The organism is Curtobacterium sp. CFBP9011, from assembly GCF_034045095.1.
GTDB lineage: Bacteria > Actinomycetota > Actinomycetes > Actinomycetales > Microbacteriaceae > Curtobacterium.
Genome location: NZ_JAXCWN010000003.1, coordinates 204,116 through 228,556, shown reverse-complemented (window position 1 = coordinate 228,556; position 24,441 = coordinate 204,116). Strand labels below are relative to the sequence as shown.

At 71.1% G+C, this 24,441-nt stretch carries 28 protein-coding genes; 12 read left to right on the top strand and 16 right to left on the bottom strand.

Annotated features, from left to right (window positions below; translation table 11 throughout):
* Nucleotides 1-11: 11 nt before the first annotated feature.
* Nucleotides 12-389: a hypothetical protein gene (locus SOM35_RS08410; protein ID WP_221850188.1), complete on the bottom strand. Its 378-nt coding sequence runs from the start codon at nt 387-389 to the stop codon at nt 12-14.
* A 149-nt stretch (nt 390-538) separates the two neighbouring features.
* On the opposite strand from SOM35_RS08410, the gene SOM35_RS08405 reads away from it, so the two are divergent.
* Nucleotides 539-1,552: an o-succinylbenzoate synthase gene (locus SOM35_RS08405; protein ID WP_320515057.1), complete on the top strand. Its 1,014-nt coding sequence runs from the start codon at nt 539-541 to the stop codon at nt 1,550-1,552.
* 81 nt (nt 1,553-1,633) lie between these two features.
* On the opposite strand, the gene ccsB is transcribed toward SOM35_RS08405, so the two are convergent.
* From ccsB to SOM35_RS08375, 6 genes are all read right to left on the bottom strand, one after another.
* The gene (gene ccsB, locus SOM35_RS08400; RefSeq protein ID WP_414648563.1) at nt 1,634-2,650 is read right to left on the bottom strand and encodes a c-type cytochrome biogenesis protein CcsB; all 1,017 of its coding nucleotides are present in this window, start codon (nt 2,648-2,650) and stop codon (nt 1,634-1,636) included.
* Complete coding sequence (gene resB / locus SOM35_RS08395) at nt 2,647-4,416, bottom strand: cytochrome c biogenesis protein ResB (RefSeq protein WP_414648562.1); 1,770 nt, start codon at nt 4,414-4,416, stop codon at nt 2,647-2,649. The genes ccsB and resB overlap by 4 nt, the downstream gene beginning before the upstream one ends.
* Nucleotides 4,400-5,146, bottom strand: coding sequence for a cytochrome c biogenesis CcdA family protein (locus SOM35_RS08390; protein ID WP_111074371.1), 747 nt, complete (start codon nt 5,144-5,146; stop codon nt 4,400-4,402). Before SOM35_RS08390 ends, resB begins: the two co-directional genes overlap by 17 nt.
* Nucleotides 5,147-5,149: 3 nt before the next feature.
* The gene (locus tag SOM35_RS08385) at nt 5,150-5,791 is read right to left on the bottom strand and encodes a TlpA family protein disulfide reductase (protein WP_320515055.1); all 642 of its coding nucleotides are present in this window, start codon (nt 5,789-5,791) and stop codon (nt 5,150-5,152) included.
* Nucleotides 5,788-6,444, bottom strand: coding sequence for a histidine phosphatase family protein (locus SOM35_RS08380; RefSeq protein WP_111074373.1), 657 nt, complete (start codon nt 6,442-6,444; stop codon nt 5,788-5,790). Before SOM35_RS08380 ends, SOM35_RS08385 begins: the two co-directional genes overlap by 4 nt.
* Nucleotides 6,445-6,522: 78 nt before the next feature.
* Nucleotides 6,523-8,013: a SulP family inorganic anion transporter gene (locus tag SOM35_RS08375; protein WP_320515054.1), complete on the bottom strand. Its 1,491-nt coding sequence runs from the start codon at nt 8,011-8,013 to the stop codon at nt 6,523-6,525.
* 77 nt (nt 8,014-8,090) lie between these two features.
* On the opposite strand from SOM35_RS08375, the gene SOM35_RS08370 reads away from it, so the two are divergent.
* Nucleotides 8,091-8,489: a MerR family transcriptional regulator gene (locus tag SOM35_RS08370; RefSeq protein WP_111074425.1), complete on the top strand. Its 399-nt coding sequence runs from the start codon at nt 8,091-8,093 to the stop codon at nt 8,487-8,489.
* A gap of 258 nt (nt 8,490-8,747) precedes the next feature.
* On the top strand, nt 8,748-10,088 hold the full coding sequence (gene aspS, locus SOM35_RS08365) for an aspartate--tRNA(Asn) ligase (protein WP_320515053.1): 1,341 nt from the start codon (nt 8,748-8,750) through the stop codon (nt 10,086-10,088).
* A gap of 200 nt (nt 10,089-10,288) precedes the next feature.
* On the opposite strand, the gene SOM35_RS08360 is transcribed toward aspS, so the two are convergent.
* From SOM35_RS08360 to SOM35_RS08340, 5 genes are all read right to left on the bottom strand, one after another.
* Nucleotides 10,289-10,582 carry a Dabb family protein gene (locus tag SOM35_RS08360; RefSeq protein WP_110902607.1) on the bottom strand — a complete coding sequence of 98 codons (294 nt, stop codon included), beginning with the start codon at nt 10,580-10,582 and terminating at the stop codon, nt 10,289-10,291.
* The gene (locus SOM35_RS08355) at nt 10,579-10,833 is read right to left on the bottom strand and encodes a glutaredoxin family protein (protein ID WP_111074376.1); all 255 of its coding nucleotides are present in this window, start codon (nt 10,831-10,833) and stop codon (nt 10,579-10,581) included. Before SOM35_RS08355 ends, SOM35_RS08360 begins: the two co-directional genes overlap by 4 nt.
* Before the next feature lie 151 nt (nt 10,834-10,984).
* The gene (locus tag SOM35_RS08350) at nt 10,985-11,083 is read right to left on the bottom strand and encodes a 30S ribosomal protein bS22 (protein ID WP_003792170.1); all 99 of its coding nucleotides are present in this window, start codon (nt 11,081-11,083) and stop codon (nt 10,985-10,987) included.
* Between the two features lie 146 nt (nt 11,084-11,229).
* Complete coding sequence (locus SOM35_RS08345) at nt 11,230-11,424, bottom strand: helix-turn-helix domain-containing protein (RefSeq protein ID WP_111074377.1); 195 nt, start codon at nt 11,422-11,424, stop codon at nt 11,230-11,232.
* A gap of 88 nt (nt 11,425-11,512) precedes the next feature.
* Nucleotides 11,513-12,028, bottom strand: a complete 516-nt coding sequence (locus SOM35_RS08340) for an ArsR/SmtB family transcription factor (RefSeq protein ID WP_111074378.1) — start codon at nt 12,026-12,028, stop codon at nt 11,513-11,515.
* 72 nt (nt 12,029-12,100) lie between these two features.
* Here SOM35_RS08340 and SOM35_RS08335 point away from each other — a divergent pair, with 72 nt between their 5' ends.
* Together SOM35_RS08335 and SOM35_RS08330 are read left to right on the top strand one after the other, a co-directional pair.
* Complete coding sequence (locus tag SOM35_RS08335) at nt 12,101-13,537, top strand: TrkH family potassium uptake protein (protein ID WP_301223028.1); 1,437 nt, start codon at nt 12,101-12,103, stop codon at nt 13,535-13,537.
* The gene (locus SOM35_RS08330) at nt 13,530-14,225 is read left to right on the top strand and encodes a potassium channel family protein (protein ID WP_221850196.1); all 696 of its coding nucleotides are present in this window, start codon (nt 13,530-13,532) and stop codon (nt 14,223-14,225) included. Before SOM35_RS08335 ends, SOM35_RS08330 begins: the two co-directional genes overlap by 8 nt.
* A 5-nt stretch (nt 14,226-14,230) precedes the next feature.
* On the opposite strand, the gene proC is transcribed toward SOM35_RS08330, so the two are convergent.
* The gene (gene proC / locus SOM35_RS08325; protein WP_320515052.1) at nt 14,231-15,061 is read right to left on the bottom strand and encodes a pyrroline-5-carboxylate reductase; all 831 of its coding nucleotides are present in this window, start codon (nt 15,059-15,061) and stop codon (nt 14,231-14,233) included.
* A 75-nt stretch (nt 15,062-15,136) separates the two neighbouring features.
* On the opposite strand from proC, the gene SOM35_RS08320 reads away from it, so the two are divergent.
* Nucleotides 15,137-16,093 carry a cation diffusion facilitator family transporter gene (locus tag SOM35_RS08320; RefSeq protein WP_221850198.1) on the top strand — a complete coding sequence of 319 codons (957 nt, stop codon included), beginning with the start codon at nt 15,137-15,139 and terminating at the stop codon, nt 16,091-16,093.
* A 27-nt stretch (nt 16,094-16,120) separates the two neighbouring features.
* On the opposite strand, the gene SOM35_RS08315 is transcribed toward SOM35_RS08320, so the two are convergent.
* Nucleotides 16,121-16,552, bottom strand: a complete 432-nt coding sequence (locus SOM35_RS08315) for a nucleoside deaminase (RefSeq protein ID WP_111074426.1) — start codon at nt 16,550-16,552, stop codon at nt 16,121-16,123.
* A gap of 102 nt (nt 16,553-16,654) precedes the next feature.
* Between SOM35_RS08315 and upp the strand changes: the two genes are divergently transcribed.
* The 6 genes from upp (at nt 16,655) to SOM35_RS08285 (ending at nt 22,895) form a co-directional block, all read left to right on the top strand.
* Nucleotides 16,655-17,290: a uracil phosphoribosyltransferase gene (upp, locus tag SOM35_RS08310; RefSeq protein ID WP_111074383.1), complete on the top strand. Its 636-nt coding sequence runs from the start codon at nt 16,655-16,657 to the stop codon at nt 17,288-17,290.
* 520 nt (nt 17,291-17,810) lie between these two features.
* The gene (locus tag SOM35_RS08305) at nt 17,811-18,608 is read left to right on the top strand and encodes a winged helix-turn-helix domain-containing protein (protein ID WP_111074384.1); all 798 of its coding nucleotides are present in this window, start codon (nt 17,811-17,813) and stop codon (nt 18,606-18,608) included.
* Between the two features lie 247 nt (nt 18,609-18,855).
* Nucleotides 18,856-19,344, top strand: coding sequence for a MarR family winged helix-turn-helix transcriptional regulator (locus SOM35_RS08300; protein ID WP_320515051.1), 489 nt, complete (start codon nt 18,856-18,858; stop codon nt 19,342-19,344).
* On the top strand, nt 19,341-20,705 hold the full coding sequence (locus tag SOM35_RS08295; protein WP_320515050.1) for a cryptochrome/photolyase family protein: 1,365 nt from the start codon (nt 19,341-19,343) through the stop codon (nt 20,703-20,705). Before SOM35_RS08300 ends, SOM35_RS08295 begins: the two co-directional genes overlap by 4 nt.
* Nucleotides 20,702-22,222 (top strand): serine hydrolase domain-containing protein, encoded by a 1,521-nt coding sequence (locus tag SOM35_RS08290; RefSeq protein ID WP_320515049.1) that lies wholly within the window; start codon nt 20,702-20,704, stop codon nt 22,220-22,222. Before SOM35_RS08295 ends, SOM35_RS08290 begins: the two co-directional genes overlap by 4 nt.
* A 97-nt stretch (nt 22,223-22,319) precedes the next feature.
* A complete protein-coding gene (locus SOM35_RS08285; RefSeq protein WP_320515048.1) occupies nt 22,320-22,895 on the top strand; it encodes a hypothetical protein in 576 nt (191 codons plus the stop codon).
* A 204-nt stretch (nt 22,896-23,099) separates the two neighbouring features.
* Here the strand turns inward: SOM35_RS08285 and SOM35_RS08280 are convergent, their stop codons facing one another.
* A complete protein-coding gene (locus SOM35_RS08280) occupies nt 23,100-23,714 on the bottom strand; it encodes a superoxide dismutase (protein ID WP_111074387.1) in 615 nt (204 codons plus the stop codon).
* A gap of 45 nt (nt 23,715-23,759) precedes the next feature.
* Nucleotides 23,760-24,326 carry a flavin reductase family protein gene (locus SOM35_RS08275; RefSeq protein ID WP_320515047.1) on the bottom strand — a complete coding sequence of 189 codons (567 nt, stop codon included), beginning with the start codon at nt 24,324-24,326 and terminating at the stop codon, nt 23,760-23,762.
* Nucleotides 24,327-24,441: the final 115 nt, after the last annotated feature.

Below are 24,441 nucleotides of genomic sequence, written 5' to 3'. Positions count from 1 at the left end.
CTACCGCCGGGCTAGCTGGCACCCATGCCGGAGAGCATCTCCGGAGCGACGATGACGAGCAGGACGATGAGGATCACCGGGTTGGCGAAGAACGCCACGACCACGCCGACGACCCCGTACCAGCGGCCGAACGAACCGACCGCGGCGATGAACCCCAGGACCGCGGCGACCAGGGTCAGGAACACCACGACGAAGCAGATGCCGAACGCGAAGGTCGTGTCGCCGCCCACGAACACCGCGAACGCGCTGGCGTCCACCGCGGCGGCGACCACCGCGAGGCCGAGGGCGATCTTGCCGGTGATCGGGTTCTTCCGACGCCGAGCTGCGGGCTGCCGGGTGACGTCGACGGTGCCCTGACGCATCAGCCGCGCGAAGTCGTCCGTCGCCACCGAGCCTCCTCGTCCGTCCCCGACCGGCTGCCCTGATCGGCACCGGCACGGCCGACCGGTGGTCGACCGCAGCGATGCTAGTGCGCTGCCCTGGCGGTCCCCTCGGAGAGTCCGGGAGGCCGGCTGGGCGCTCCTGCGAAGATGACGGGGTGCCCGCCGTGAACCCGTCCGCTCCCGCCGTCGTCCCCGATCTGCCCGACCTGCTCGCGACCGCCCGGGTCGTCGCCCTGCCGATGCGGGTCCGGTTCCGCGGCATCACCGTGCGCGAGGCGCTCGTGCTCCGCGGACCCGAGGGGTGGACCGAGTTCTCCCCCTTCGTGGAGTACGACGACGGCGAGGCCACCGCCTGGCTCCGTGGCGCGATCGACTTCGGCTGGACCCGACACGAGCCCGGCGCGGACAGCGTCCCGGTCAACGCCACGGTCCCCGCGATCGCCGCCGAGGACGTCGCCGACCTGCTGCGCCGCTACCCCGGCTGCACCACCGCGAAGGTGAAGGTCGCCGAACCCGGCACCGACATCGAGGACGACGTCGCCCGGGTCGCCGCGGTCCGTCGCGCGATGGGTGACGACGCCGAGGTCCGCATCGACGCGAACGGGTTGTGGGACCTCGAGCACGCCACCGCCGCCCTCGAACGCCTGGCACCCTTCCGGCTGCAGTACGCCGAGCAGCCGGTCGCGTCGGTGGCGGACCTCGCCGCGCTGCGCACCCGGATCGCCGGGCTCGGCGTCCGGATCGCTGCCGACGAGAGCGTCCGGAAGGCCTCCGACCCGCTCGCCGTCGCGCGCGCGGGGGCCGCAGACGTGCTCGTCGTCAAGGCACAGCCCCTCGGCGGGGTCACCGCCGCGCAGGCCGTCATCGCCGAGGCCGGGCTGCCCTGCGTGGTCTCCAGCGCGATCGACACCTCGATCGGGCTCGGCATGGGGGCGTTCCTGGCGTCGCGGGCGATGGCTCCCGGGTACGCGGCCGGCCTCGGGACCGCGGCGATGTTCACCGGCGACGTCACCGCCGACCCGCTGCTGCCCGTCGGCGGCCGGATCGCGGTGCGGCGGGTCGAGCCGGACCCGGACCTCCTCGACCGGTGGGCGGCGTCCCCCGAGCGCACCGCGTGGTGGCTGGCGCGGCTCGGTCGGGTGCACGCGCTGCTCGAAGCGCGGCCGTAGGGCCGCACCACACGACGGACGGGAGGCCCGACACCAGCTGGTGTCGGGCCTCCCGTCCGTTCCGTGGTCGCGTCCGGGGGGTCACAGACCGGAGTAGCTGTGCAGCCCCTTGAAGAAGACGTTGACGACCGAGAAGTTGAACATCACGGCCGCGAAGCCGATGAGGGCCAGCCACGAGGACCGCGCGCCACGCCACCCGCGGGTCGCCCGCGCGTGGATGTAGCCGGCGTAGAGGGTCCAGATGATGAACGTCCAGACCTCTTTCGTGTCCCAGCCCCAGTAACGCCCCCAGGCCCGCTCGGCCCAGATCGCACCGGCGATGAGCGTGAAGGTCCAGAGGACGAAGCCGACCAGGATCACCCGGTAGCTGAGCACCTCGAGCCGGTCGGCGTCGGGCAGCGTCTCCATGAAGCGCAGTCGGCGCGAGACCGGACGGCCCTGGCGGTAGGTCTGGACCAACTGCGAGACCGCGAGCCCGGCGCCGAGGGCGAAGAACCCGGTGCCGGCGATGGCGACGAAGACGTGGATGACGAGCCAGTAGGACTCGAGCGCGGGCACCAGCGGGCGCACCGGCACGTAGTAGTTCACCGTGGCGATGCCCAGCAGGATGATCACCAGGCCGGTGATGAACACCCCGAGGAACTTGAGGTCCTGCCAGAACTGCACGAGCAGGAAGACCGCGATGATCAGGCCGGTGCCGGTCAGCGAGAACTCGAACATGTTGCCCCACGGCACACGGTCGGCCGCGATGCCGCGGAGCACGATCGCGCCGATGTGGACGACGAGTGCCAGGATCGTCATGGCCATGCCGACGCGTTCGAACTTCGAGCCGCGCTGGCCCCGGCCACCGCTGACGTCGTCGCCCGCACGCTTCTGCTGCACGCGCTCGAGGACGACGGTGCCGCCCTGGACGGTCGCGACCGTGGCGACGTTGGCGTCGTCACGGTCCGAGGCCGAACCACCGCGGGTGGTCTCGAGCCCGACGTCGCCGGCGCGCTTCGCCATGTCGAGCGCGAAGGAGATGAACGCGATGACGTAGACCGCCATCGCGGAGTACGTCAGCACGACCGAGTAGGTCGCAAGGGTCGTCGTGTTCACTTGCTGATCCTAACTCCGAGGTCCGACATGTGCTTCTGGGCGATGTCCGCCACCGCGCGTTCGAGGTTGGGGTCCTCACCACGTGCGAGCCCGGCGTACTCGAGGTCGAACTCACCGTCCTCGGCACCGGGCTTCCGCACCGCCTTCACCCACACGCGGCGGCGCGGGACGAACAGCGAGGTGAGCAGGCCCAGGACCGACAGGATCGCGAAGAAGGCGACCCAGAGCTGCGACGGGTCGTGGTGCACGTCGAGGGACACGTACCGCTTGACCCCGTCGAACGTGATCGATCCGGCGCCGTCCGGCAGCTGCTTCGTCTGACCGGGCTTCATCGCGATGCTCGGGGTGTCCGACTGCCGGCCCGCGATCTGCTGCAGGCCCTTCGTCGACAGCTGGTAGACGCTCTGCGGCACGCCGTCGTCGAGGCCGAGGTTGCCCGTGTACACCTGCAGCGACAGCATCGGGTTCTTGACGTCCGGGTAGTTCGAGGTGAACGCACCGGCGTTCGTGCCGCTGGTCTGCTGCACCGCGGTCGGGTAGAAGAACCCGATCAGGCCGAGCTGGTCGGGTGACGCGTCCGGCACCTTGATGACGCCGGTGGAGGTGTAGTTCGCGTCGTCCGGCAGGAACGGCACGACGTCCTGGAACGCCACGTTGCCCTTGCCGTCACGCACGGTGACCTGCATCGCGTAGCCGTTGCCGAGCAGGTAGACGTTCGTCCCCCCGATCGACAGCGGCTCGTTCACGCCGAGCCGACTGGTCTTCGCGGTGCCGTCCTTCAGGCGCGCGGAGACGGTGGCCGAGTAGTCGGTCGCCTGCCCCAGCGCGTCGAGGTTGCGCTCCTCGTACTTGGTCGTGAACTTGTCGAGCGTCAGGTTGTAGGGCGTGAGGTCCTTCGGCGAGAACCAGCGTCCGGGGTTGAACGAGTCGTACGCGCCGATGACGTTGGTGAACGACTGCCCCTCGACCAGCAGCCGCTGTCCGGTGTAGCTGAACCCACCGCCCAGACCGACCGCCAGCAGCACGCCGACGAGCGCGGAGTGGAAGACCAGGTTGCCGGTCTCCCGCAGGTAGCCGCGTTCGGCGCTGACCGAGTCACCGAAGCGTTCGACGCGGTAGCCCGACTTCTTCAGCTGGGTCATGGCCGTCGTCACCGCGTGGTCTACGGACGGGAGGCCCGTGGCCGCGCCCGTCGTGCTGCCGACCGTCTGGCCGCCAACGGTCGCGCCGCCCATCGTTGCCGCGCTGATCGTCACCGACTGGAAGCCGGCCAGGCGGCCGAGCCGCGCCGGGGTCTTCGGCGGCCGGGTGCGGAGCGCCTGCCAGTGGTGCCGGGTGCGCGGCACGATGCAGCCGATGAGTGAGATGAAGAGGAGCAGGTAGATCGCCGAGAACCACACCGAGGTGTAGGTGTCGAAGACCTGCAGCTTCTCGAGTACTGGGGTCAGCTGCGGGTGGCTGTTCTTGTACTGCACGACGCCGTTCGGGTCCGCCTGCGTCTGCGGGACGAGCGAGCCCGGGATCGCCGCGAGGGCCAGGAGGAGCAGCAGGAAGAGCGCCGTGCGCATGCTCGTCAGCTGCCGCCAGGCGAACCGGAGGTAGCCGACCAGCCCGAGCTTCGGCTGGGCGATGCCGTCGGCGGTGGTCGCGACGACGGGCGTGCCGTCGACGTGGTCGGACGGGCGCTGCGGGTCGGACGCGCTGTCGGTGCCGGTGGTGCCAGCGTCCGTCACGTCGTCCTGGTCGGTGTCAGACCGCGGGGACATAGCTCTGGATCACCGCCCCGACGCTCGACATGACGGCCGACCAGATGCCGGTGACCATGAGCAGACCGATGACGATCAGGATCGCTCCTCCGATGATGTTGACGGTGCGCATGTGCCGCTTGACGACACCGATCGCGCCCGACGCCCAGCCGGCGCCGAGGGCGACCAGCAGGAACGGCACGCCGAGCCCGATGCAGTACGCGATGCCGAGCACGACGCCCTGCCAGGCGCTGCCGGACTGGAAGCTGATGAGGTTGATGGCCGCCAGGGTCGGGCCGATGCAGGGGGTCCACCCGAGAGCGAACACGATGCCGAGCAGCGGGGCGCCGAGCAGGCCGGTGCGCGGGGTGAAGTTCGTCTTGACGGTCCGCTGCAGGAACGTGAACCGCCCGATGAACACCAGGCCCATCGCGATCACCACGATGCCCATGAGCTGGACGATGAGGTCACGCCAGCGCACCAGCCAGAAGCCCACGGCGCCGGCGGCCGCGGACCCGAGGACGAAGACGACCGTGAAGCCGAGCACGAACAACAGCACGCCGAGCAGCACCCGGCCGCGGGAGTGCCGGCTGCCGTCCGCGATGCCGCTGACGTAGCCGAGGTAGCCCGGCACGAGCGGCAGGACGCACGGCGACAAGAAGGACACCAGTCCGGCGAGCGCCGCCACCGGCAGGCCGATGAGGAGCTGCCCGCTGAAGATCGCGTCGGCGAAGGGGTTCCCGCTGGACACGGGTCAGGACGCCTTGCCGGTGAGCTCGTCGTCCACCAGGGTCTTCAGGATGCTCGGACCGTCGACGGCGCCGAGCACGCGGGCGGCGACCCGGCCCTTCTTGTCGAGGACGATCGTCGTCGGCACGGCGTTCGGGGCGATGTCGCCGGAGAGCGCGAGCTGCATGGTGCCGCTGCGGGCGTCGAGCACGGTCGGGTAGTCGACGCCGAACTTCCGCTCGAACGCCTTCGCGGTGCCGGCCTCGTCGCGGACGTTGACGCCGATGAAGTGCACGTCGTCGTCGGCGAACTCGTCCTGGACCGTGTTGAGGTACCCGGCTTCGGCGCGGCAGGGCGGGCAGCCGGCGTACCAGAAGTTGATGACCACGACGTCGCCACGCATGGCCTTCGCGGACAGCTCGTCGCCGTCCATGGACTTCGCGGTGAAGTCGATCGGGTCGGTCCGCTTGTCGACCGCGACCTCGGTCACCGCACCGGTGCCGGAGATGTAGTTCTGGGTGTTGCCCTTGCCGTACTGCGCGGCGAGGCCGTCGTTGGCGGAGCTGCACCCGACCAGCGCGATCGCGGCGGCCAAGGCTATCGCGGCGGCCATGGCGGTCCGGCGGCGCGTGGCGCGAGTGCGGTTCGTTCGGGTCGTGCTGGTCACACTGCTCCTTCGTCGACGGCTGACCCGCGGAGGTCTGCCGCCGGGTCCGCGTACCCGACCTCGGTGAAACGACCGGCGGCGGTGTCGGGTACCCGCTGGAGGCTCGTGATGCTGGACAGGTCGCACCGGCGCTTGCGCGGGTCGTGCCAGAGCGGCTCCCCCGCCAGGCGACGGTGCACCATCCAGATGGGGAGTTGGTGGCTGACGAGGACGACGTCCCCGCCGTCGACGCTCTCCCAGGCGGTGGCGACCGCGGCGAGCATGCGGTTCGCGATCGACTCGTACGCTTCGCCCCAGCTCGGTCGCCAGGGGTTCGCGATCCACGGCCATTCCGTCGGGCGTCGGACGGAGCGCTTGGTGAACCCGGGAGGCTGTCCCTCGTACCGGTTCGTCGGCTCGATGAGGCGTTCGTCGAGCCGGACGTCGAGACCGTAGGCGGCCGACCAGGGAGCAGCGGACTCCTGCGTGCGCTGGAGCGGCGAGGCGACGATCGCGCGGACGTCGACCCCGGCATCCTTCCAGGCGGCGGCGGAGGTGGCGGCCATCCGGGTGCCGAGCTCGCTCAGACCGAAGCCCGGGAGCCGCCCGTAGAGGACACGGTCGGGGTTGTGGACCTCGCCGTGCCGCACGAGGTGGATCGTGTTCGCGGGCATGGGTTCCAGTGTAGGTCGGTCCTGCTCGCCCACCCGCCGCTCAGCAGATCCACGGCTGCACACCTGTTCAGTGCGCCGTCAGCCGAGGTGGCCGGAGAGCCGTCCGTGCAGGGCGATCGACCCGCTGTTCAGGTTGACGACCTCGACGGTCGACCCGTGCTGGGCGAACCGCTGCTCGATCCCGTCGAGGGCGGCCACGGTGCTGGCGTCGAAGACGTGTGCGTCGGTCATGTCGATGACCACGTGCTCCGGGTCCGCGGCGTAGGAGAACCGGGTGACCAGGTCGTTCGACGACGCGAAGAACAGCGCGCCGCGGACCCGGTAGCGGACCGTGTGCTCGTTGACGGGTTCGCGGACGACCTCCACCACGTGGGCGACCCGGCGGGCGAAGACGAGCGCGGCGACCACGACACCGGCCAGGACCCCGGTCGCCAGGTTGTTCGTCGCCAGGACCACGAGCACGGTGATGACCATCACGGCGGTCTCCCCCAGCGGCATCCGGCGGAGCGTGCGCGGTCGGACGCTGTGCCAGTCGAAGGTCGCGACACAGACCATGAGCATGACGGCGGTCAGCGCGGCCATCGGGATCTCGGCGACCACGTCGTGCAGCACGATCGTGAGCACGAGGATCGCGGCCCCGGCGGTGAAGGTCGACACGCGTGTCCGAGCACCGGCCGTCTTCACGTTGACGACGGTCTGGCCGATCATCGCGCACCCACCGGTCCCGCCGAAGAACGCGGCGGCGATGTTCGCGATGCCCTGCCCCCAGGACTCGCGCCAGGCGCTGGAGCGGGTCTCGGTGACGGCGTCGACGAGCTGTGCGGTGAGCAGGGTCTCGATGAGCCCGACGATCGCGACACCGAACGCGTACGGCGCGATGAGCCGCAGGGTGTCGAGCGTGAACGGCACGGTGACGCCGTTGAACCCGGGCAGTGCGGTCGGCAGCGCGCCCTCGTCGCCGACGGTCGGGACGGCGACCCCGAACAGGACGGTGATGCCGGTGATCACGACCACCGCGATGAGCGGCGCCGGGACCGCCTTGGTGAGGTACGGGACACCGATGATGAGCCCGATGCCGAGCGCGGTCAGGGGCCACACGACGAACGGGACGTCGTGGCCGAACAGGTTGGGCAGCTGCGCGGTGAAGATGAGGATCGCGAGGGCGTTCACGAAGGCGACGTTGACGCTCCGCGGGATGAAGCGCATGAGCCGGGCGACCCCGAGGAACCCGAGCACGAGCTGGAACAGGCCGCCGAGCACGATCGTCGGCACCAGGTAGGCGACGCCGTGGTCGCGGACCAGCGGGGCGATGACGAGTGCGACGGACCCCGCGGCGGCGGAGATCATCGCCGGGCGGCCGCCCACGATCGAGATGACGATCGCGAAGACCACGCTCGAGAAGAGCCCGACGGCCGGGTCGACGCCTGCCACGACCGAGAACGAGATCGCCTCGGGGATCAGGGCGAGTGCGGTGACCACGCCGGCCAGGACCTCCCGGGTCAGCAGGCGCGGCGAACGCAGGGCGGACAGGACGCTCGGCGCGCCGGGGACGGTGCTGGTGATCGACATCGGGAGCGACCCTACCGACGCGTGAGGGTTGCCGCGACCGGAGCCCGCTCACGACCGGTTCTGCCACGATGGCGGACATGACCGCCCCGGACGTCCCCACCACCATGCACATCGGCGAACTCGCCGAACGCACCGGGATGTCGCTCCGGTCGATCCGGCACTACGACGAGGTCGGGCTGCTGGTGCCGAGCGGTCGGACCTCCGGCGGCTTCCGCGTCTACACGGCCGGGGACCTCGAGCGCCTGCTCGTGATCCGCCGCATGAAGCCGCTCGGGTTCACGCTCGAGGAGATGGCCGGACTGCTGCGGGTCGTCGACGGGCTGGCGACCGCGGACCCCACCGAGGCCACGGCCCTGGCTGCCCGGCTCGACGAGTTCCTCGACGACGCCCGGGCCCGGCACGCCAAGCTGCTGGAACGCGCCGCGATGGCCGAGGAGTTCATCGGGACCCTGGGGCGGCTGCGCGCGTCGGTCTGATCCCGTCGATCCGCGATCAGCGGTGGATGGGTGGCCAGGCCGCAGCACCGGGACCCTCCGTCATGAGTCCCGCCCCGTGTCCTCCCGCGACCTGGCCACGAGGACGACGGTAGGGACCTGACGGAGCCGGGGCGGGCCTCCCGGCCGTCCCTGTGGACGAACGCTCCGAGCGGTGTTGCTGTGCAGGGAGAGGCTCAGCCCGGACCGAGTTCGCCACCGGCACGCCACGGGCGCGCCCGGCCGGTAGACTCCACGACCGTGATCGAACGCACCCGCATCGCCGACCTCGCAAGCCTCCCCGACGGCCCCGTCTCCGTGGCCGGATGGGTCGAGACCGTCCGCGATCAGAAGAAGGTGCAGTTCGTCGTCCTCCGCGACGAGAGCGGCGCCGTCCAGCTGGTCAACCCCGCCACCCGTGAAGCCGTCGAGGGGGACGACTCCTCCGCCGCGGCCCTCGCCACCACCGAGACGATCTCGGGCCTGGCGCACGGCTCCTTCATCCACGTCACCGGCACCCTGAAGGCCGACGAGCGCGTCAAGCTCGGCGGGCTCGAGGTCAAGGTCGGCACCCTGACCGTCGTCAGCGCCGCCATCCCCGAGACCCCGATCGCCGACGACTCGTCGCTCGACAAGCGTCTCGACTGGCGGTTCCTCGACCTGCGCAACCGCAAGCAGAACCTCATCTTCCGCATCCAGACGACGATGGAACACGCGTTCCGCACCTACTGGGTCGAGCGCGACTACATCGAGATCCACACCCCGAAGCTGATGGCGTCCGCGTCGGAGTCCCGCGCCGAGCTCTTCCAGCTCGAGTACTTCGAGACCACCGCCTACCTGTCGCAGTCGCCGCAGAACTTCAAGCAGATGGCACAGCCGGCCGGTTTCGGTGCCGTGTTCGAGATCGCCGACGCCTTCCGCGCCGACCCGTCGTTCACCTCGCGCCACGCGACCGAGTTCACCAGCGTCGACGCCGAGTTCTCGTGGATCGAGTCGCACGAGGACGTCATGACGATGCACGAAGAGGTCCTGGTCGCCGGCATCACTGCTGTCAAGGAGAAGTACGGCAAGGACATCCAGGAGGTCTTCGGCTTCGAGCTGCAGGTCCCGACCACGCCGTTCCCCCGCGTGACCCTGGCCGAAGCCCGCACGATCGTCGCCGAGAGCGGCCACGACGTCGTGCGCGCCGACGGCGACCTGGACCCCGAGGGCGAGCGCCGCGTGTCGGCCTGGGCCAAGGAGCACCACGGGTCGGAGTTCGTCTTCGTCACCGACTACGACGCATCGATCCGGCCGTACTACCACATGCGTCACGCCGACGACCCGACGCTCACGAACAGCTACGACCTGCTGTTCAACGGCGCCGAGATCTCCACGGGCGCCCAGCGTGAACACCGCGTCGACGTCCTCACCGCCCAGGCGGAGGAGAAGGGCCTGGACCCCGCCGAGCTCGGTTGGTACCTCGACTTCTTCCGCTACGGCGTCCCGCCGCACGGTGGGTTCGGCATGGGCCTGGCCCGCGTGCTGATGCTCATGCTCGGCGAGCCGTCGATCCGCGAGGTCACGTACCTCTTCCGTGGCCCGACGCGCCTGACCCCGTAGGCAGCGCGGCGCCGCAGCCGCGGCGCCTCGCGGCGCAGCTGCGGCGCGGACTGTCGTCGCACAACAGGAACCGGCTCGAACCACGGAAGTCCGTGGTTCGAGCCGGTTCTCGTTGTGCGGTGCCACGGCGCACCGGCCGAACGCGCAGCCGCAGGCGCGCCGGCCGCAACCGCAGGCGCCGCGGCCGGGCTGCGCCGGCCTCAGTCCTGCCAGTCGATGGCCGCGCGGCTGGTGACCATCGCGCGGATCTCCGCGGCGGCGGCCTGGTGCTCCGGGTGGAACTGGTACTCGTCCAGGCCGGCGAGGTCGTCGAAGGTCGCGACGACCGCCAGGTCCTGGTTCTTCCCCGGGTAGGCGACGTTCTCGACGACCTCGAGCGACCGGATCGATCCGATGACGCCGACCAGGCCGGTGAGCAGTTCGCGCACCCGGGCGACGGCGACGGCGCGGTCGAGGTCCTCACGCAGGGTCCAGGAGACGACGTGGCGGATCATGCGCGAGCCTCCGCCAGTTCGATCGCCCGGGCGAGTCGCTCGGCATCGACGTGCCAGTTGCTGTGCACACGGCCGTCGACCAGGACGACGGGGATGTCCTCGGAGTACTCCTCGCGGAGCGCGTCGTCGTCGAGGATCGACCGTTCCTGGAGGGTCGTGCCGGGGTGCGCGGACACGACCTGTTCCACGACGGGTCGCGCGTCGTCGCAGAGGTGGCATCCGGGTTTGGTGAGGAGCGTCACGGCGGGCATGGCACCAGGGTAGTCCGGCGGGTCCCCGGCCCGGCTGGTGGCCCTGCATCCGCGCCGTGGCAGGGATCAGAGCCGAGCAGCGAGGCCCGGACCCACCCCGGGAAATGCGAAAGCCCCGGCGAACCGGGGCTTCTGCGGCAAGTCTTGCGACTTACTTCTTGTTGCGACGCTGGTGACGCGTCTTGCGAAGGAGCTTGCGGTGCTTCTTCTTCGCCATGCGCTTGCGACGCTTCTTGATGACAGAACCCATGTGGACCTCGCTCGGACTGATGGTGATGTACGGACACCGGGCCGATGAAGCCGCGGAAAATCAACCTGCCCGAGTCTACCGGAGGGCTGACGCGATGTCGAACGGCGCCGGAACGGACGGTGGACGCCCGGGGCGGATGCGTCGGGTCAGCCGACGTCGGCGATGCCACCGCGGAGCATCTCCGCGACCGCCGATTCGGGGACCCGGAAGGACCGACCGAACCGGATGGCGGGGAGCTCGCCGGCGTGCACCATGCGGTAGACCGTCATCTTGGAGACCCGCATCATCTCGGCGACCTCCGCGACGGTGAGGAAGCGCACGTCGTCGAAACTGCCGGTCATGATCCGCCTTCGGGCTGGCTTGCTTGTTGTGACCTGTGTGGTCTCTGGACACTGTAGAGGCGCGTGAGCCTCGCTGTCCAGCAGCCGCTCAGTCGTCCTCGGGGCGCTTCGTGAACCGGCGCCGTCCGCGGTCGACGACACGCTCCCAGCCCTGCTGCGCGCCCGTGAACGCGACGGTGGCTCGATGTGACGCCTCGGCCATCACGCGGCCCAGCTCGGTGCCGACCTCGACGGTCCCCTTGCCGGTCGCCCCACTCCGTCGGAACGAGACCGGCTGGCCGTCCGGCGTCCAGGACGTCGTCGCCGGGGTGCCGTCGGCGTCCACCGCGTTGGTGAAGGGGACGACCCAGTCCTCGATGCCGAGCAGGGGTTCCGGGTCCAGGCGGTAGTAGCGGTGCTGACCCTCTTCGCGGCTGGTGACGAGCCCGATGTCGCGGAGCACGCGGAGGTGCTTCGACACGGTCGGTTGGCTCACGCCGAGGCGCAGCACGAGCTGTCCGACGCTGAGTTCGCCGCCGGTCGCGTCCGCCCCGTACGCGGTGAGCAGTTCGCCCAGCAGTGCACGCCGCGTCGGGTCCGCGACGACGCTGAAGATGTCGGCCATGGGGAGAGGCTAACCGCCGCGGTGCGGATGTACCATGACGAACCGTCCCGCCCATGTCCTCGGAGGCATACGATGCTCGACCGCACCGAGCCGGTCCCCGCCCCGGGCGCCGCGTCGGCCCGGCGACACCCGGGCCGGATCACCACGGCGCTGCGGTCCTCGCCCTCCCGCCTGGCGATCCTGGTCTTCATCGTCCTGATCTTCCTGTTCACGGTGCTGTTCATGACGCCGATGGCCGCGGCCGACGGGACGACGACCGACTTCTCCGACGCGCTCTTCACCGCGGCGAGCGTGGTCTGCGTCACCGGGCTCGCGACGGTCGACATGGCGACGCACTGGTCGGTGTTCGGCAAGGTCCTCGTCGTGATCGGGACGCAGATCGGCGCACTCGGGGTCCTGACGTTCGCGTCGATCCTCGGCCTGGTGGTCACCCGCCGCCTCGGACTCCGCGCGAAGCTCATCGCCGCGGGCGACTCCAACCCGCTACGGACCCACCACGGAGCCGTCCCGGAAGGGCAGGCGGTCCGGCTCGGCGACGTCGGCACCCTGCTGCTGACCGTCGCGGTGAGCACCCTGTCGATCGAGATCGTCCTGGGTCTGCTGCTGCTGCCGAGCGTCCTGGTGACGGGCATCCCGTTCTGGTCGGCGGTCGGTGACTCGTTCTACTACGCCGCGATGGCGTTCACGAACACCGGGTTCGCACCGAACGCCTCCGGGCTCGACCCGTTCGCGCACGACTACTGGTTCCTCACCCTGTTGATGGTCGGCGTCGTGGCCGGCTCGATCGGCTTCCCGGTGATCCGCACGCTGACGAAGCAGCTGCGTTCCCCCAGGCGCTGGCCGATCCACGTCAAGCTCACGCTGGTGACCAGCGGCGTCCTGCTGCTCGGCGGCGCGGTGACGTACATCGCGCTCGAGGCCTCGAACCCCGCCACCTTCGGTCGCGAGGGCGCCGGCCGCACGGCGTTCCAGGCGCTGTTCCTGTCCACGATGACGCGGTCCGGCGGGTTCTCGCTCGTCGACTTCGACGAGCTGCACGGGTCGAGCCTCCTCGTCACGGACATGCTCATGTTCATCGGTGGCGGCTCCGCCTCCACCGCCGGCGGCATCAAGGTCACCACGCTCGCCGTGCTGTTCCTGGCGGCCGTCGCGGAGGCCCGTGGCCGGCAGAGCATGGAGGCGTTCGGCCGGCGGATCCCGAGTGACGTCCTCCGCGTCGCCGTGGCGATCGTCCTGTGGGGTGCCACCATCGTCGCGATCGCCACCGTCGTGCTGCTGCAGATCACGCACGAGCCACTCGACCGGGTCCTGTTCGAGGTGATCTCCGCGTTCGCCACGTGCGGTCTGTCGTCCGGGGTCTCGGCCGACCTGCCGGACTCCGGCAAGTACGTCCTCGCCGCGACGATGTTCCTCGGCCGGGTCGGTACAGTGACCATCGCCGCCGCGCTCGCAGCGAGTCAGAGCCGGCAGCTGTTCCGCCGTCCCGAGGAGAGGCCGATCGTTGGCTGACCGAAACCGCACGCACCACCAGCAGGGCCCCGTCAGCCACGACGCCCCCGTGCTGGTCATCGGGCTCGGCCGCTTCGGTGCCGCCACGGCCGGCCAGCTCGAGCGTCAGGGGCGTGACGTCCTGGTGGTCGACACCGACGCCGCCCTGGTGCAGAAGTGGTCGGACCGGGTCACGCACGCGGTGCAGGCCGACGCGACTGACATGGACGCCCTGAAGCAGATCGGGGCACAGGACTTCGCGATCGCGGTCGTCGGCACCGGCTCGGACCTCGAGTCGAGCGTCCTCATCACCGCGAACCTCGTCGACCTCGGGGTCCCGCAGATCTGGGCGAAGGCGATCAGCCGGTCACACGGCACGATCCTGAGCCGCATCGGTGCGAACCACGTGGTGTACCCGGAGCGTGAGGCCGGCGAGCGGACGGCGCACCTGGTGTCCGGCCGGATGCTCGACTTCATCGAGTTCGACGACGACTTCGCCGTGGTCAAGATGTTCCCGCCGCGGGCCGTCCGCGGGCGGGACCTGGCGACGACGGTGATCCGGACGCGCTTCGGCCTGACGGTGCTCGGCATCAAGCCGCCCGGTCAGGCGTTCGTGCCGGCGACCCCGGACAGCGTCATCGGTGAGGACGACGTGATCATCGTCTCCGGCACCGAGACCGACCTCGAACGGTTCGCCGCGCTCGAGTAGCCCGCTCAGAGGCGGGACAGCTCCTCGGCCCGGGCGATCGCGGCGCGCGCAGCCCGCTCGAGCGTCCCGGACAGGTCCGCCTCCTGCAGCACGGTGACCGCACGCTCGGTGGTCCCCTTCGGGCTCGTCACCGCGCGGCGCAAGTCGGCCGGCTCGCTGCCCGACCTGGCCAGGAGCTCGACCGCGCCCCGGACGGTCCCCTGCACCATCGTGCGCGCCTGCTCGTGCGTGAACCCGAGCGCCTCGGCGGCCTGCTGCCACTGCTCGACGAGCAGGAAGACGTAGGCGGGGCCGGAGCCGGACACGGCGGACAGGGCGTCGAGCTGCGACTCCGGCACCTCGATGACCTCGCCCGAGACCGCGAACACGTGTGCAGCGAGTGCCGTCGCGTCCGCGTCCGCCGATGCTCCGGCGCTGATGCCGGTGACCCCGAGGCCGACCCCGATCGGGGTGTTCGGCAGCGCCCGGACCACCCGGACGCCCGCGGGCACGTGCGCCTGCATCGTCTCGGTCGTCACGCCGACGGCGACGCTGACGACGACCGCGTCCGGCGCCAGGTCTCCGGCGACCTCGTCGAGCAGGTCGACGATGCCGAACGGCTTCACCCCGAGCACGACGAGTCCAGCGCCGCGGACGGCCGCACGGTTGGCATCCGGGTCGGTCTCGGTCGCGGTCGCGTCCAACCCGCTCGCACGGTGCGCCGCCGCCGAGGACTCGGACCGGGTGGTGACGACGACGGTGTCGGGCGCCACGCCGGAGGCCAGGAGGCCCTGCAGGACCGCGCCGGACATGGAGCCGACACCGAGCATGGCGACGCGGGGCAGTTCGATGGTCATGGCCACCAACCTAGCGAGGACCGGCAGCCTAGGATCGTGGTCCAGGTCGGGTGAGAGAAGGGGTCGGACATCCACATGAGCGCTTCCGGAGGGACGAAGGCGATCTTCGCCGCACTCGGTGCGAACATCGGGATCGCGATCGTGAAGTTCATCGCCGCGGCGATCAGCGGATCCGCGTCGATGCTCGCCGAAGGGGTGCACTCACTGGCGGACTCCGCGAACCAGCTGCTCCTGCTGCTCGGTGGCCGGAAGGCGAAGAAAGCAGCGGACGAGGAGCACCCGTTCGGCCACGGCCGCGAGCGCTACGTGTACGCGTTCGTCGTGTCGATCGTGCTGTTCTCGGTCGGCGGCGTGTTCTCGCTCTACGAGGGCATCGAGAAGTTCGCGCACCCGCACCCGCTCGACAACTGGTGGCTGCCGATGGTGGTGCTCGTCATCGCGATCGGGCTCGAGGGGTTCTCGCTCCGCACCGCCCTCAAGGAAGCCGCACCGCAGAAGGGCGGGCAGTCCTGGGTCCAGTTCGTCCGCCGCGCCAAGGCCCCGGAGCTGCCCGTCGTGATGCTCGAGGACACCGCGGCCCTGATCGGCCTGGTGTTCGCGCTGTTCGGCGTCGGCCTGACGGCGATCACCGGCAACGGGGTGTTCGACGCGATCGGCACGGTCCTCATCGCGGTGCTGCTCATCGCCGTGGCACTCGTCCTCGGCGTCGAGACGAAGAGCCTGCTCGTCGGCGAGGGCGCGAGCTCCGGCGACGTCGCACGCATCAAGCAGGCGGTGCTCGACGGCCCCGAGGTCGACTCGATCATCCACCTCAAGACCCTCTACCTCGGGCCGGAGGAACTGATGGTCGGCGTGAAGGTCGCCGTCGACGGGGACCGCCGACTCGGTGACGTCGCCGCGGGCATCGACACGGTCGAGCAGCGGGTCCGTGCAGCCGTCCCGATCGCCCGGGTCATCTACATCGAGCCCGACGTCCGGCACGACGGGCCGCACCCGTCGACCGAGGCGATCGTCCTGCGCGCCGCCGACTGACCAGGCCGCCCCGGGCTCGCTCGGCGGTCAGCGTCGCTCGGCGAAGAACGCGTCGAGCACCGCCGCGCACGCGTCCTCGAGCACGCCGGCGACCACCTCGGCCCGGTGCGGCAGCCGGCGGTCCCGCGCGATGTCGTAGACGCTGCCGCTCGCGCCGGCCTTCGGGTCCCACGCACCGAAGACGATCCGTGGCACGCGTGCCGCCAGGGCCGCGCCGGCACACATCGGGCACGGCTCCAGCGTCACGACCAGGGTGTGCCCGGCCAGGTGCCAGTCGCCGGTGACCGCCGCGGCGGCGCGGAGTGCGAGGACCTCGGCGTGCGCGGTCGGGTCCTGACGGGCCTCCCGCTCGTTCCGTCCGACGGCGACCACCGCGCCGGCGGCGTCGAGGACGACGGCACCGACCGGCACGTCGCCGGTGTCGAGACACGCGCGGGCCTCGGCCAGCGCGCGTTCCATCGCGGGGACGAACGGGCGGTGCGCCGGGTGCTCCACGGGTGCTCCGATCGTCCGGCGGGACCGCGACCGCCGGGAGGGGTGCGGCACGGTACGCTCGACCCTATGCGAGTCCACGTCGCCGACCACCCGCTCATCACCCACAAGCTCTCGGTGCTCCGCGACCGGACCACTCCCTCCCCCACGTTCCGCGCCCTGACGGAGGAACTCGTCACGCTCCTGGCGTACGAGGCCACGCGCAACGTCCGGGTGACGGCCACGCCGATCACCACCCCGGTCGCGCAGACCATGGGCGTCGCCATCGCGAAGCCCCGGCCGCTCGTCGTTCCGATCCTGCGCGCCGGCCTCGGCATGCTCGAGGGCATGGTCAAGCTGGTCCCCACGGCCGAGGTCGGCTTCCTCGGCATGGCCCGCAACGAGGTCACCTTCGAGCCGCAGACCTACGCCGAGCGCCTGCCCGACGACCTGTCGAACCGGCAGTGCTTCGTGCTCGACCCGATGCTCGCGACCGGTGGCACGCTCGCCGCGGCCATCGACTTCCTCTTCGCCCGCGGCGCCGTCGACGTGACCTGCGTCTGCATCCTCGGAGCCCCCGAGGGCCTCGCGGCACTCGAGGCCGCCGTCGGCGACCGTGACGTGACGATCGTCCTCGGCGCGCTCGACGAGCGCCTCGACGAGAACGGCTACATCGTGCCGGGCCTCGGCGACGCCGGCGACCGCCTCTACGGCCTGGCCGAGTAGCCGCCGCACCACATTCCTGACGGGAGGCTGCCCACCGGACCGGTGGGCAGCCTCCCGTCCGTCGTCGGCGACTGTCCGCATCCGTCGACCGTCCGTGCGGACGGTTGACACGGCGTTGGTATACCGCGGATACTCATGCCATGACTGCAACCGTGTCCACTCGCGCCCTCCACGAGGCCTCGGGGACCGTCGGCATGATGATGCCGACCACGGCGGTCATGCGTTGTCGAATGTGTGCCTGATCGGTACCCGTTCCAGCCGGATCCCCCGCGACACCACCCCCGTCGCGCGCGTGTGATCCCCCGGTGACGACCCCGTCGACGACGCGCACCACCGTCGCGAGGTCGGACCCCGCTCCCCCGGACCAGCCCCGGTCGGTGACGACCGCAGGGCTCCTCGGCGAACGCTGCCGCAGCGACTCCTGCGCCAGCCGTCACCGCCGTCGATCCGGGCCGACGCATTCGACACCGGCCGCTGCACCACCCCGTGCACGGCCCCTGCACCACCCGGAGACCGCATCATGTCGCTCACCATCGCCCAGCCCCGCACCGCCCCCGCGATCCGTACCGCCGCGCCGGCCACCACCGACCTCGGCAGCGTGACGCCGATCCGCGGCCGTCGCCCGGCCGTGCTGCCGACGCAGCCCGCCCGCCCCGTCGCCGACCGCTCCGCCGTCCCGACCAGCCCGGTCGTCGCGCCGCCCCGCAACCGCGCGCTGCCGGAGGGCACGGAGGCCCGTGGGTTCGCCCTGTACGTCGGTCTCGACGAGGCCGCCGCCGCGGCCGCCGGCACGACGCTGGCCGCCGTCGTCGAACAGCTGAAGGCCCTCACCGCCCAGCTCGTCCCCTCCGCCGAGACCTACGCGGCCGTCGCCGTCGCTGCCGAGGGCTCCGGTGGGCGGGACGTCGACGTGGTCCGCCTGGCCCTGCAGGACCGCTCGGCGGTCGCGGCGCGCAAGCAGACCGAGAAGCCCGAGCCCGAGGAGACCGGGGTCGTCATCGACATCTCCCGGAAGCGTGTCGTCCTGGACGGCGAAGCGGCGCCGCTGACCTTCAAGGAGTTCGAGCTCCTGCAGTTCCTGGTCCTCCGCGAGGGCCGCACGGTCGACCGCTCGGCGATCATCGAGGGCCTGTGGTCCGACGGTGAGGACGAGACCCCGAACGAGCGCACCATCGACGTGCACGTGCGTCGGCTCCGGTCGAAGCTCGGTGCGTTCGAGGAGATCGTCCGGACCGTCCGGGGCGTGGGCTACCGGTTCGACCGGCACGCCGACGTCTCGGTCCGCTACGCCTCGACCCCCTCACCCGACCTCTTCTGAAACTGCTCTCGTGCGTCGATCGGACAACTCGCAGGATTCGACGGCGAGGCGCCCTTCCCCGGCGTTACCGCACCGTTATACAGTCGGTCGTGCAGACGGTGTTTGCTGTGGCACCGGCTGTGGAATGTGATTGCAGGAATCTCTTGGTGCAAGGGAGCGGGCCGGTCGTCCACCAGGACGGCCGGCCCGCGTTCTGTGTCCGAGCCCGTCGGTAGGGTGGTGGTCCACCCGACGGAGGGAAAGACCCGTGAGCGATCACCGAACCGAGAAGGCCACCGCGGTCGCCGCCTGGGAGTCGTTGTTCCGCGCCCAGGTCACCGTGATGCGGAACCTCAACACCGAGTTCCCGTCCGCCGAGATCTCGTTCAACGAGTACGACGTGTGCTTCAACCTCTCCACGCAGCCCGGACGCCGCTGCCGGATGCGTGACCTGACCGGGCACCTCCTGCTCACGCAACCGAGCGTCAGCCGTCTGGTGGACCGGCTCGCCGCGAAGGGGATCGTCGAGAAGCAGCCGGACCCCACGGACGCCCGCGGGGTGATCGTCGCACTCACGCCACACGGCTTCGACGTGTACCGCACGGTCGCCGTGCAGCACGCCTCCACGATCGCGGCCCAGGTCGGTGCCGGGCTCGACGACGCCGAACTCCGCACGCTCACCGAGCTGTGCACCAAGCTGCGCGTCGGCGCCGCGGCGACCACGCCGTCCCGCCGCTCGGTCGGGGCTCCGGCATGAGCGGGAACGGTGCGGGCGGCTCCGTCGTCTGGTTGCGCGACGACCTGCGCATCGCCGACAACCCCGCCCTCCGCTCGGCCACCGACCGCAGCGGCCCGGTCACGGTCGTCTACGTCCTCGACGAGCAGAGCGACGGCATCCGCCCGTTCGGTGCCGCGGCGCGCTGGTGGCTCCACCAGTCCCTGAGCGCGCTCGACGCCGACCTGCGCGGGTACGGCTCGCGGCTCGTGCTGCGCCGCGGTCCGGCGGCCGAGGTCATCCCCGCCCTCGTGCAGGAGTCCGGCGCCGACGCCGTGTTCTGGAACCGCCGGTACGGCCTGGTGGAGCGCGAACTCGACGCGGGCATCAAGGCCGGCCTCATCGCCAGCGGGATCGAGGCCCACAGCGCGGCGGCCAACCTGCTCTGGGAGCCGTGGACGGTCCTCAGCGGCAAGGGCGAGCCGTTCAAGGTCTTCACGCCGTTCTGGCGGGCGGCGCAGGCGATGCCCGAGCCTCGCCACCCGTGGGCCGAGCCGGACACCATCGCCGCGCCGCCGGACGTCGCCTCGGACACGCTCGACGACTGGGACCTGCTGCCGAGGACCCCGGACTGGGCGGGCGGGATGCGCGACGCGTGGACGCCCGGTGAGCAGGGTGCGTCCGACCGTCTCGAGCGGTTCGTCGACGAGGCCCTCGCCGACTACGACCAGCGGGACGAACCGGCCCAGGCAGCGACGAGCAGCCTGTCGCCGCACCTGCGCTGGGGCGAGATCAGCCCGTACCAGGTCTGGCACCGCATGCACGAGCCCCTCGAGCCGGACCAGCGACGTGCCGCGCCGGCGTTCCTCCGCCAGCTCGCGTGGCGCGAGTTCAACTGGAACGAGTACTTCCACTGCGACGACATCGCCCGCACCAACGTCCGTCGTGAGTTCGACGCCTTCCCGTGGCGGGACGCCGCCGAGTCGGAGCTCGACCGCTGGCGCCACGGCACGACGGGCTTCGACCTGGTCGATGCCGGCATGCGAGAGCTCTGGCACACCGGCGCGATGCACAACCGGGTCCGTCTGGCCACGGCGAGCTTCCTCGTGAAGAACATGCTCGTGGACTGGCGGATCGGCGAGCAGTGGTTCTGGGACACGCTGGTCGACGCCGACGCCGCCAACAACGCCGCGAACTGGCAGTGGGTCGCGGGCTCGGGATTCGACGCGGCGCCGTACTTCCGGGTGTTCAACCCGGACCGGCAGCTCGAGCGCTTCGACCCGCACCGGGAGTACGTCCGCCGCTGGGTGCCCGCCGACGAAGCGCGCCCGGAGCCGATGGTCGACCTCAAGGCCACCCGGCAGCGTGCCCTCGACGCCTACGCCGAGATGCGGCGCGCATGACCCGGCCGTCCGCCGCGGTGCTCGACCAGGTCGACGCCCTGCACCGGCAGCGGGTCGCCGACGGCATCGCTCCGAGCAGCGTCTGGGGCGTGTTCGACCGCGACGGACTCGTGGCCTCCGGTGGTGCCGGGGACCGCGGGGACGGCACGGCGCCCGACGCCGACACCGTGTACCGGATCGCGTCGTGCACGAAGAGCGTCACCGCGACGACGCTCCTCGGACTCGTGGACGACAGACTGCTGTCGCTCGACGCCCCGGTCACGGACTTCGTGCCGGCGTTCAGCTCGGTGGCGCTCCCGACCACGGACTCCCCCGTGCCCACGGTCCGGATGCTCCTGACGATGTCCGCGGGCTTCCCCACCGACGACCCGTGGGGTGACCGGCAGGAGAGCATCTCCGACGACGAGCTCGACGACGTCCTCGGCGCCGGACTCCTCTTCGACTCGGTGCCGGGCACGCGCTTCGCGTACTCGAACCTCGGCTACGCACTGCTCGGCCGCGTGGTCGCCGTCGTGACCGGTGCGCCGTTCACGTCCGTCGCCACCGAGCGGGTCCTGCGTCCCCTCGCACTCGACGACACCGTGTTCGCGGCCGCCGACGCCCGCGGGCACGTCGTGACCGGGTACCGGCCGTACGGCTCCGCCTGGGAGGCCCTGACGACACCGGGGCCCGGCGCGTTCTCACCGATCGGTGGGCTCTTCTCCACCGTCCGGGACCTCGCCCGCTGGGCGTCCTGGCTGGCGAGCGCGTTCGAGAGCACGGCGCCGCCATTCTCGGAGCCCGCGGCCGCGAACGCCGGCCCGCTGGACACGGCCGGACGTCGGGCGATGCAGCAGGCGATGCGGATGGTCCCGGCCGAGGCCCTGCCCGGATCGACCCGGGCGACCGGGTACGGCTTCGGGCTGTTCGTCGAGCACGACCCCGTCGTCGGCTCGATCGTGTCGCACTCCGGCGGCTACCCAGGCTTCTCGGCACACATGCGGTGGTCGGCCTCCACCGGCCTCGGTGTCGTCGCCTTCGAGAACGCCACCCAGGCCAAGGTGTCGGTGGCTGCCACGCGGGCGCACGACCTCGTCCTGGCCGACGTCCGGTCCGGAGCCGTCGCGTCGATCGCCGACACGTCGATCGCCGGCGCCTCGATCGCCGACACGTCGATCGCCCACGCGCCGGTCGCCGACGCCCCGGAGCGGGTGTTGCCGGAGACGCGAGCCGCCCAGCAGGCCGTGCAGCGCCTCCTGGCCGACTGGGACGACGACCGAGCCGCCGCGATCTGCACGCCGAACGTGCCGCTCGACGTGCCCTGGGACCGCCGACGTGCCGCGCTCGACGCCGCGGTCGCCGTGGTCGGGGCCGACCTCCGTGGCACCCCGGTCGCCGAGCAGTCGAGCACGCCGACGCACCTGCGGTGGTGGCTGCCCGGTGAGCACGGTCGTCTGCGCGTCGAGATCCGTCTCGCGCCACTCGCCGCCGGTCTGGTGCAGACGCTGACCGTGCGCGCGGAGCCGACGCCGGACTAGCGCAGGGCAGAGTGTCGGAACCGTCCGGTAGAATGCGACATGTCCGCTCGGTCCTCGTGGCGGTCATCCGTCCCGATCACCGCCTTCGGAAGAGACCATGCCACGCAAACCGGACCCGACGCTCAAGCCCGCGATCGTCTGCAAGGTCACGGACCACCTCCACCACACCCGGCTCGAAGACGTCTCGGTCCGCAGCCTGGGCCGGGTCCTCGGCACGAGCGCGTACCCGATCGTGTACCACTTCGGCTCGCGGGACGGCCTCATCGACGCCGTGGTCGAACACCTCAGCCACCCGGTGCTGTCGGTCTGCCTCGACCCGGACGCCGACGAACAAGCCCTCGCCGACCACCTGGTCCGCGTCTTCGGCGGTCTCGACGACGCCGAGCGCTTCCTGGCGGCACGCCTGACGTTCGAGCTCGGCTCGGTCGAGTGCCTGTCCGATCACGACCGGCACCGCCGCCTGCACCGGGCGCACGTGGACACGCTCGCCGCTTGGGCCCGGGCGCACGGCGCCGACGACGGCACCGCCCGCCGCGCCGCAGGGGCCGCCGTGCTCGCTGCCCGGGGCGCGCAGTGGGGTGCGGTCCTCGACGGTGACGCCACCCACACCGACGCGGTCCTCCGCGGTGTCGCCCGCCGGCTCGCCGCCGAGGTCGAGGTCGCTACACGCTGACCGAGCAGCGGGCTGCGAGCAGCGGGCTGCGAGCAGCGGGCTGCGGGCTGCGAGCAGCCGGCGGCCAGCGCGCGGTGACCGATGCCTGACGACCGGCCACCAGCAGGTCCGACCGCACCACGGGACGACGGGAGGCCCGGTACCAGCTGGTACCGGGCCTCCCGTTCGTCAGGTGGTCGCCTCAGCGACCCGCGTCGGTGACGCTCAGAGCGTGACGAAGCTCTGCGACTTGGCGTTCTCGAAGCGCGCGGCCACGTTCTCCCAGTCGACGATGTTCCACACGGCCTTGACGTAGTCCGCCTTGACGTTGAGGTAGTCGAGGTAGAAGGCGTGCTCCCACATGTCGAGCATGAAGATCGGGACGAGACCGAACGGGATGTTGCCCTGCTGGTCGAACAGCTGGAACGTGGCGAGCTTCTGGCCCACGACGTCCCAGGCCAGGACGGACCAGCCGGAGCCCTGGATGCCGTTGGCGACCGCGGCGAACTGGGCCTGGAACTTCTCGAACGAGCCGAAGAACTCGTCGATCGCGGCGGCGAGCTCGCCCTCCGGGACCTTCGTGTCCGGGCCGAGGTTGGTCCAGAAGATCGAGTGGTTCACGTGCCCACCGAGGTGGAACGCCAGGTCCTTCTCGAGCTTGTTGATCGCACCGAAGTTGCCGGACTCGCGGGCCTCGCCGAGCTGCTGCAGGGCGGTGTTCGCACCGGTGACGTACGCCTGGTGGTGCTTGTCGTGGTGCAGCTGCATGATCTTGCCGCTGATGTGCGGCTCGAGGGCGGCGTAGTCGTACGGGAGCTCGGGCAGGGTGTACTCAGCCATGGGCGGTCCTTTCGATCGGTGATGTGGGGTGCGGGGCTCCGCGGCTCACGAGAGCCGGGAACGATCGGTCAGGGAGTGGAATTCCCGGTTGTGGTAGACCAGCGGCTCGCCACGGTCGAGCCCGACGACGATGTCGAGCACCTCGGCGACGACGACGGTCGAGCTGCCGATGGGCGTGGTCGAGAGCGGTCGGCAGCGCAGGGCGCTGGCGGCGTCGGGGAGGTAGCGGTCACCGGAGGGCAGCCGTCCCCAGATCGGGTCGTCGGCCGCGGGGCTGCCGGTCGAGGCGAAGCGCTTGGCGAGGGCCACACCGCGGGCGTCCATCAGGTGCACCACGAACAGCGGTGCGCCGAGGACGACCCCGGCGGACCCGGAGTTCGTGGAGAGCGAGAACACCAGCACGGGCGGGTCGACCGCGACCGAGGCGACGCTCGACGCGGTGAGGCCGGTCGGTCCGTCCGGGCCCTCGGCGATGATCACGGCGACGCCGGCGGGGTGCCCGCGGAAGGCGTCCTTGTAGGCGGCGGTGATGTCGGCCGTGGTGGCGTCGACCTCGGGCGGGGCGGCGGGGGTGCCGGGCTGGGAGACGTCGACCGGGGCGGCGTCGGGCATGTCAGTCGTGGTCGTTCCTCGTTCGTGGGTGCGGCCGCGGTCGTCGCGGCCATCTCCCAACGTAGGACCTGTGCCCGGGTGCCGGTCCATGATTCACAGGATCGGCTCATCCCCG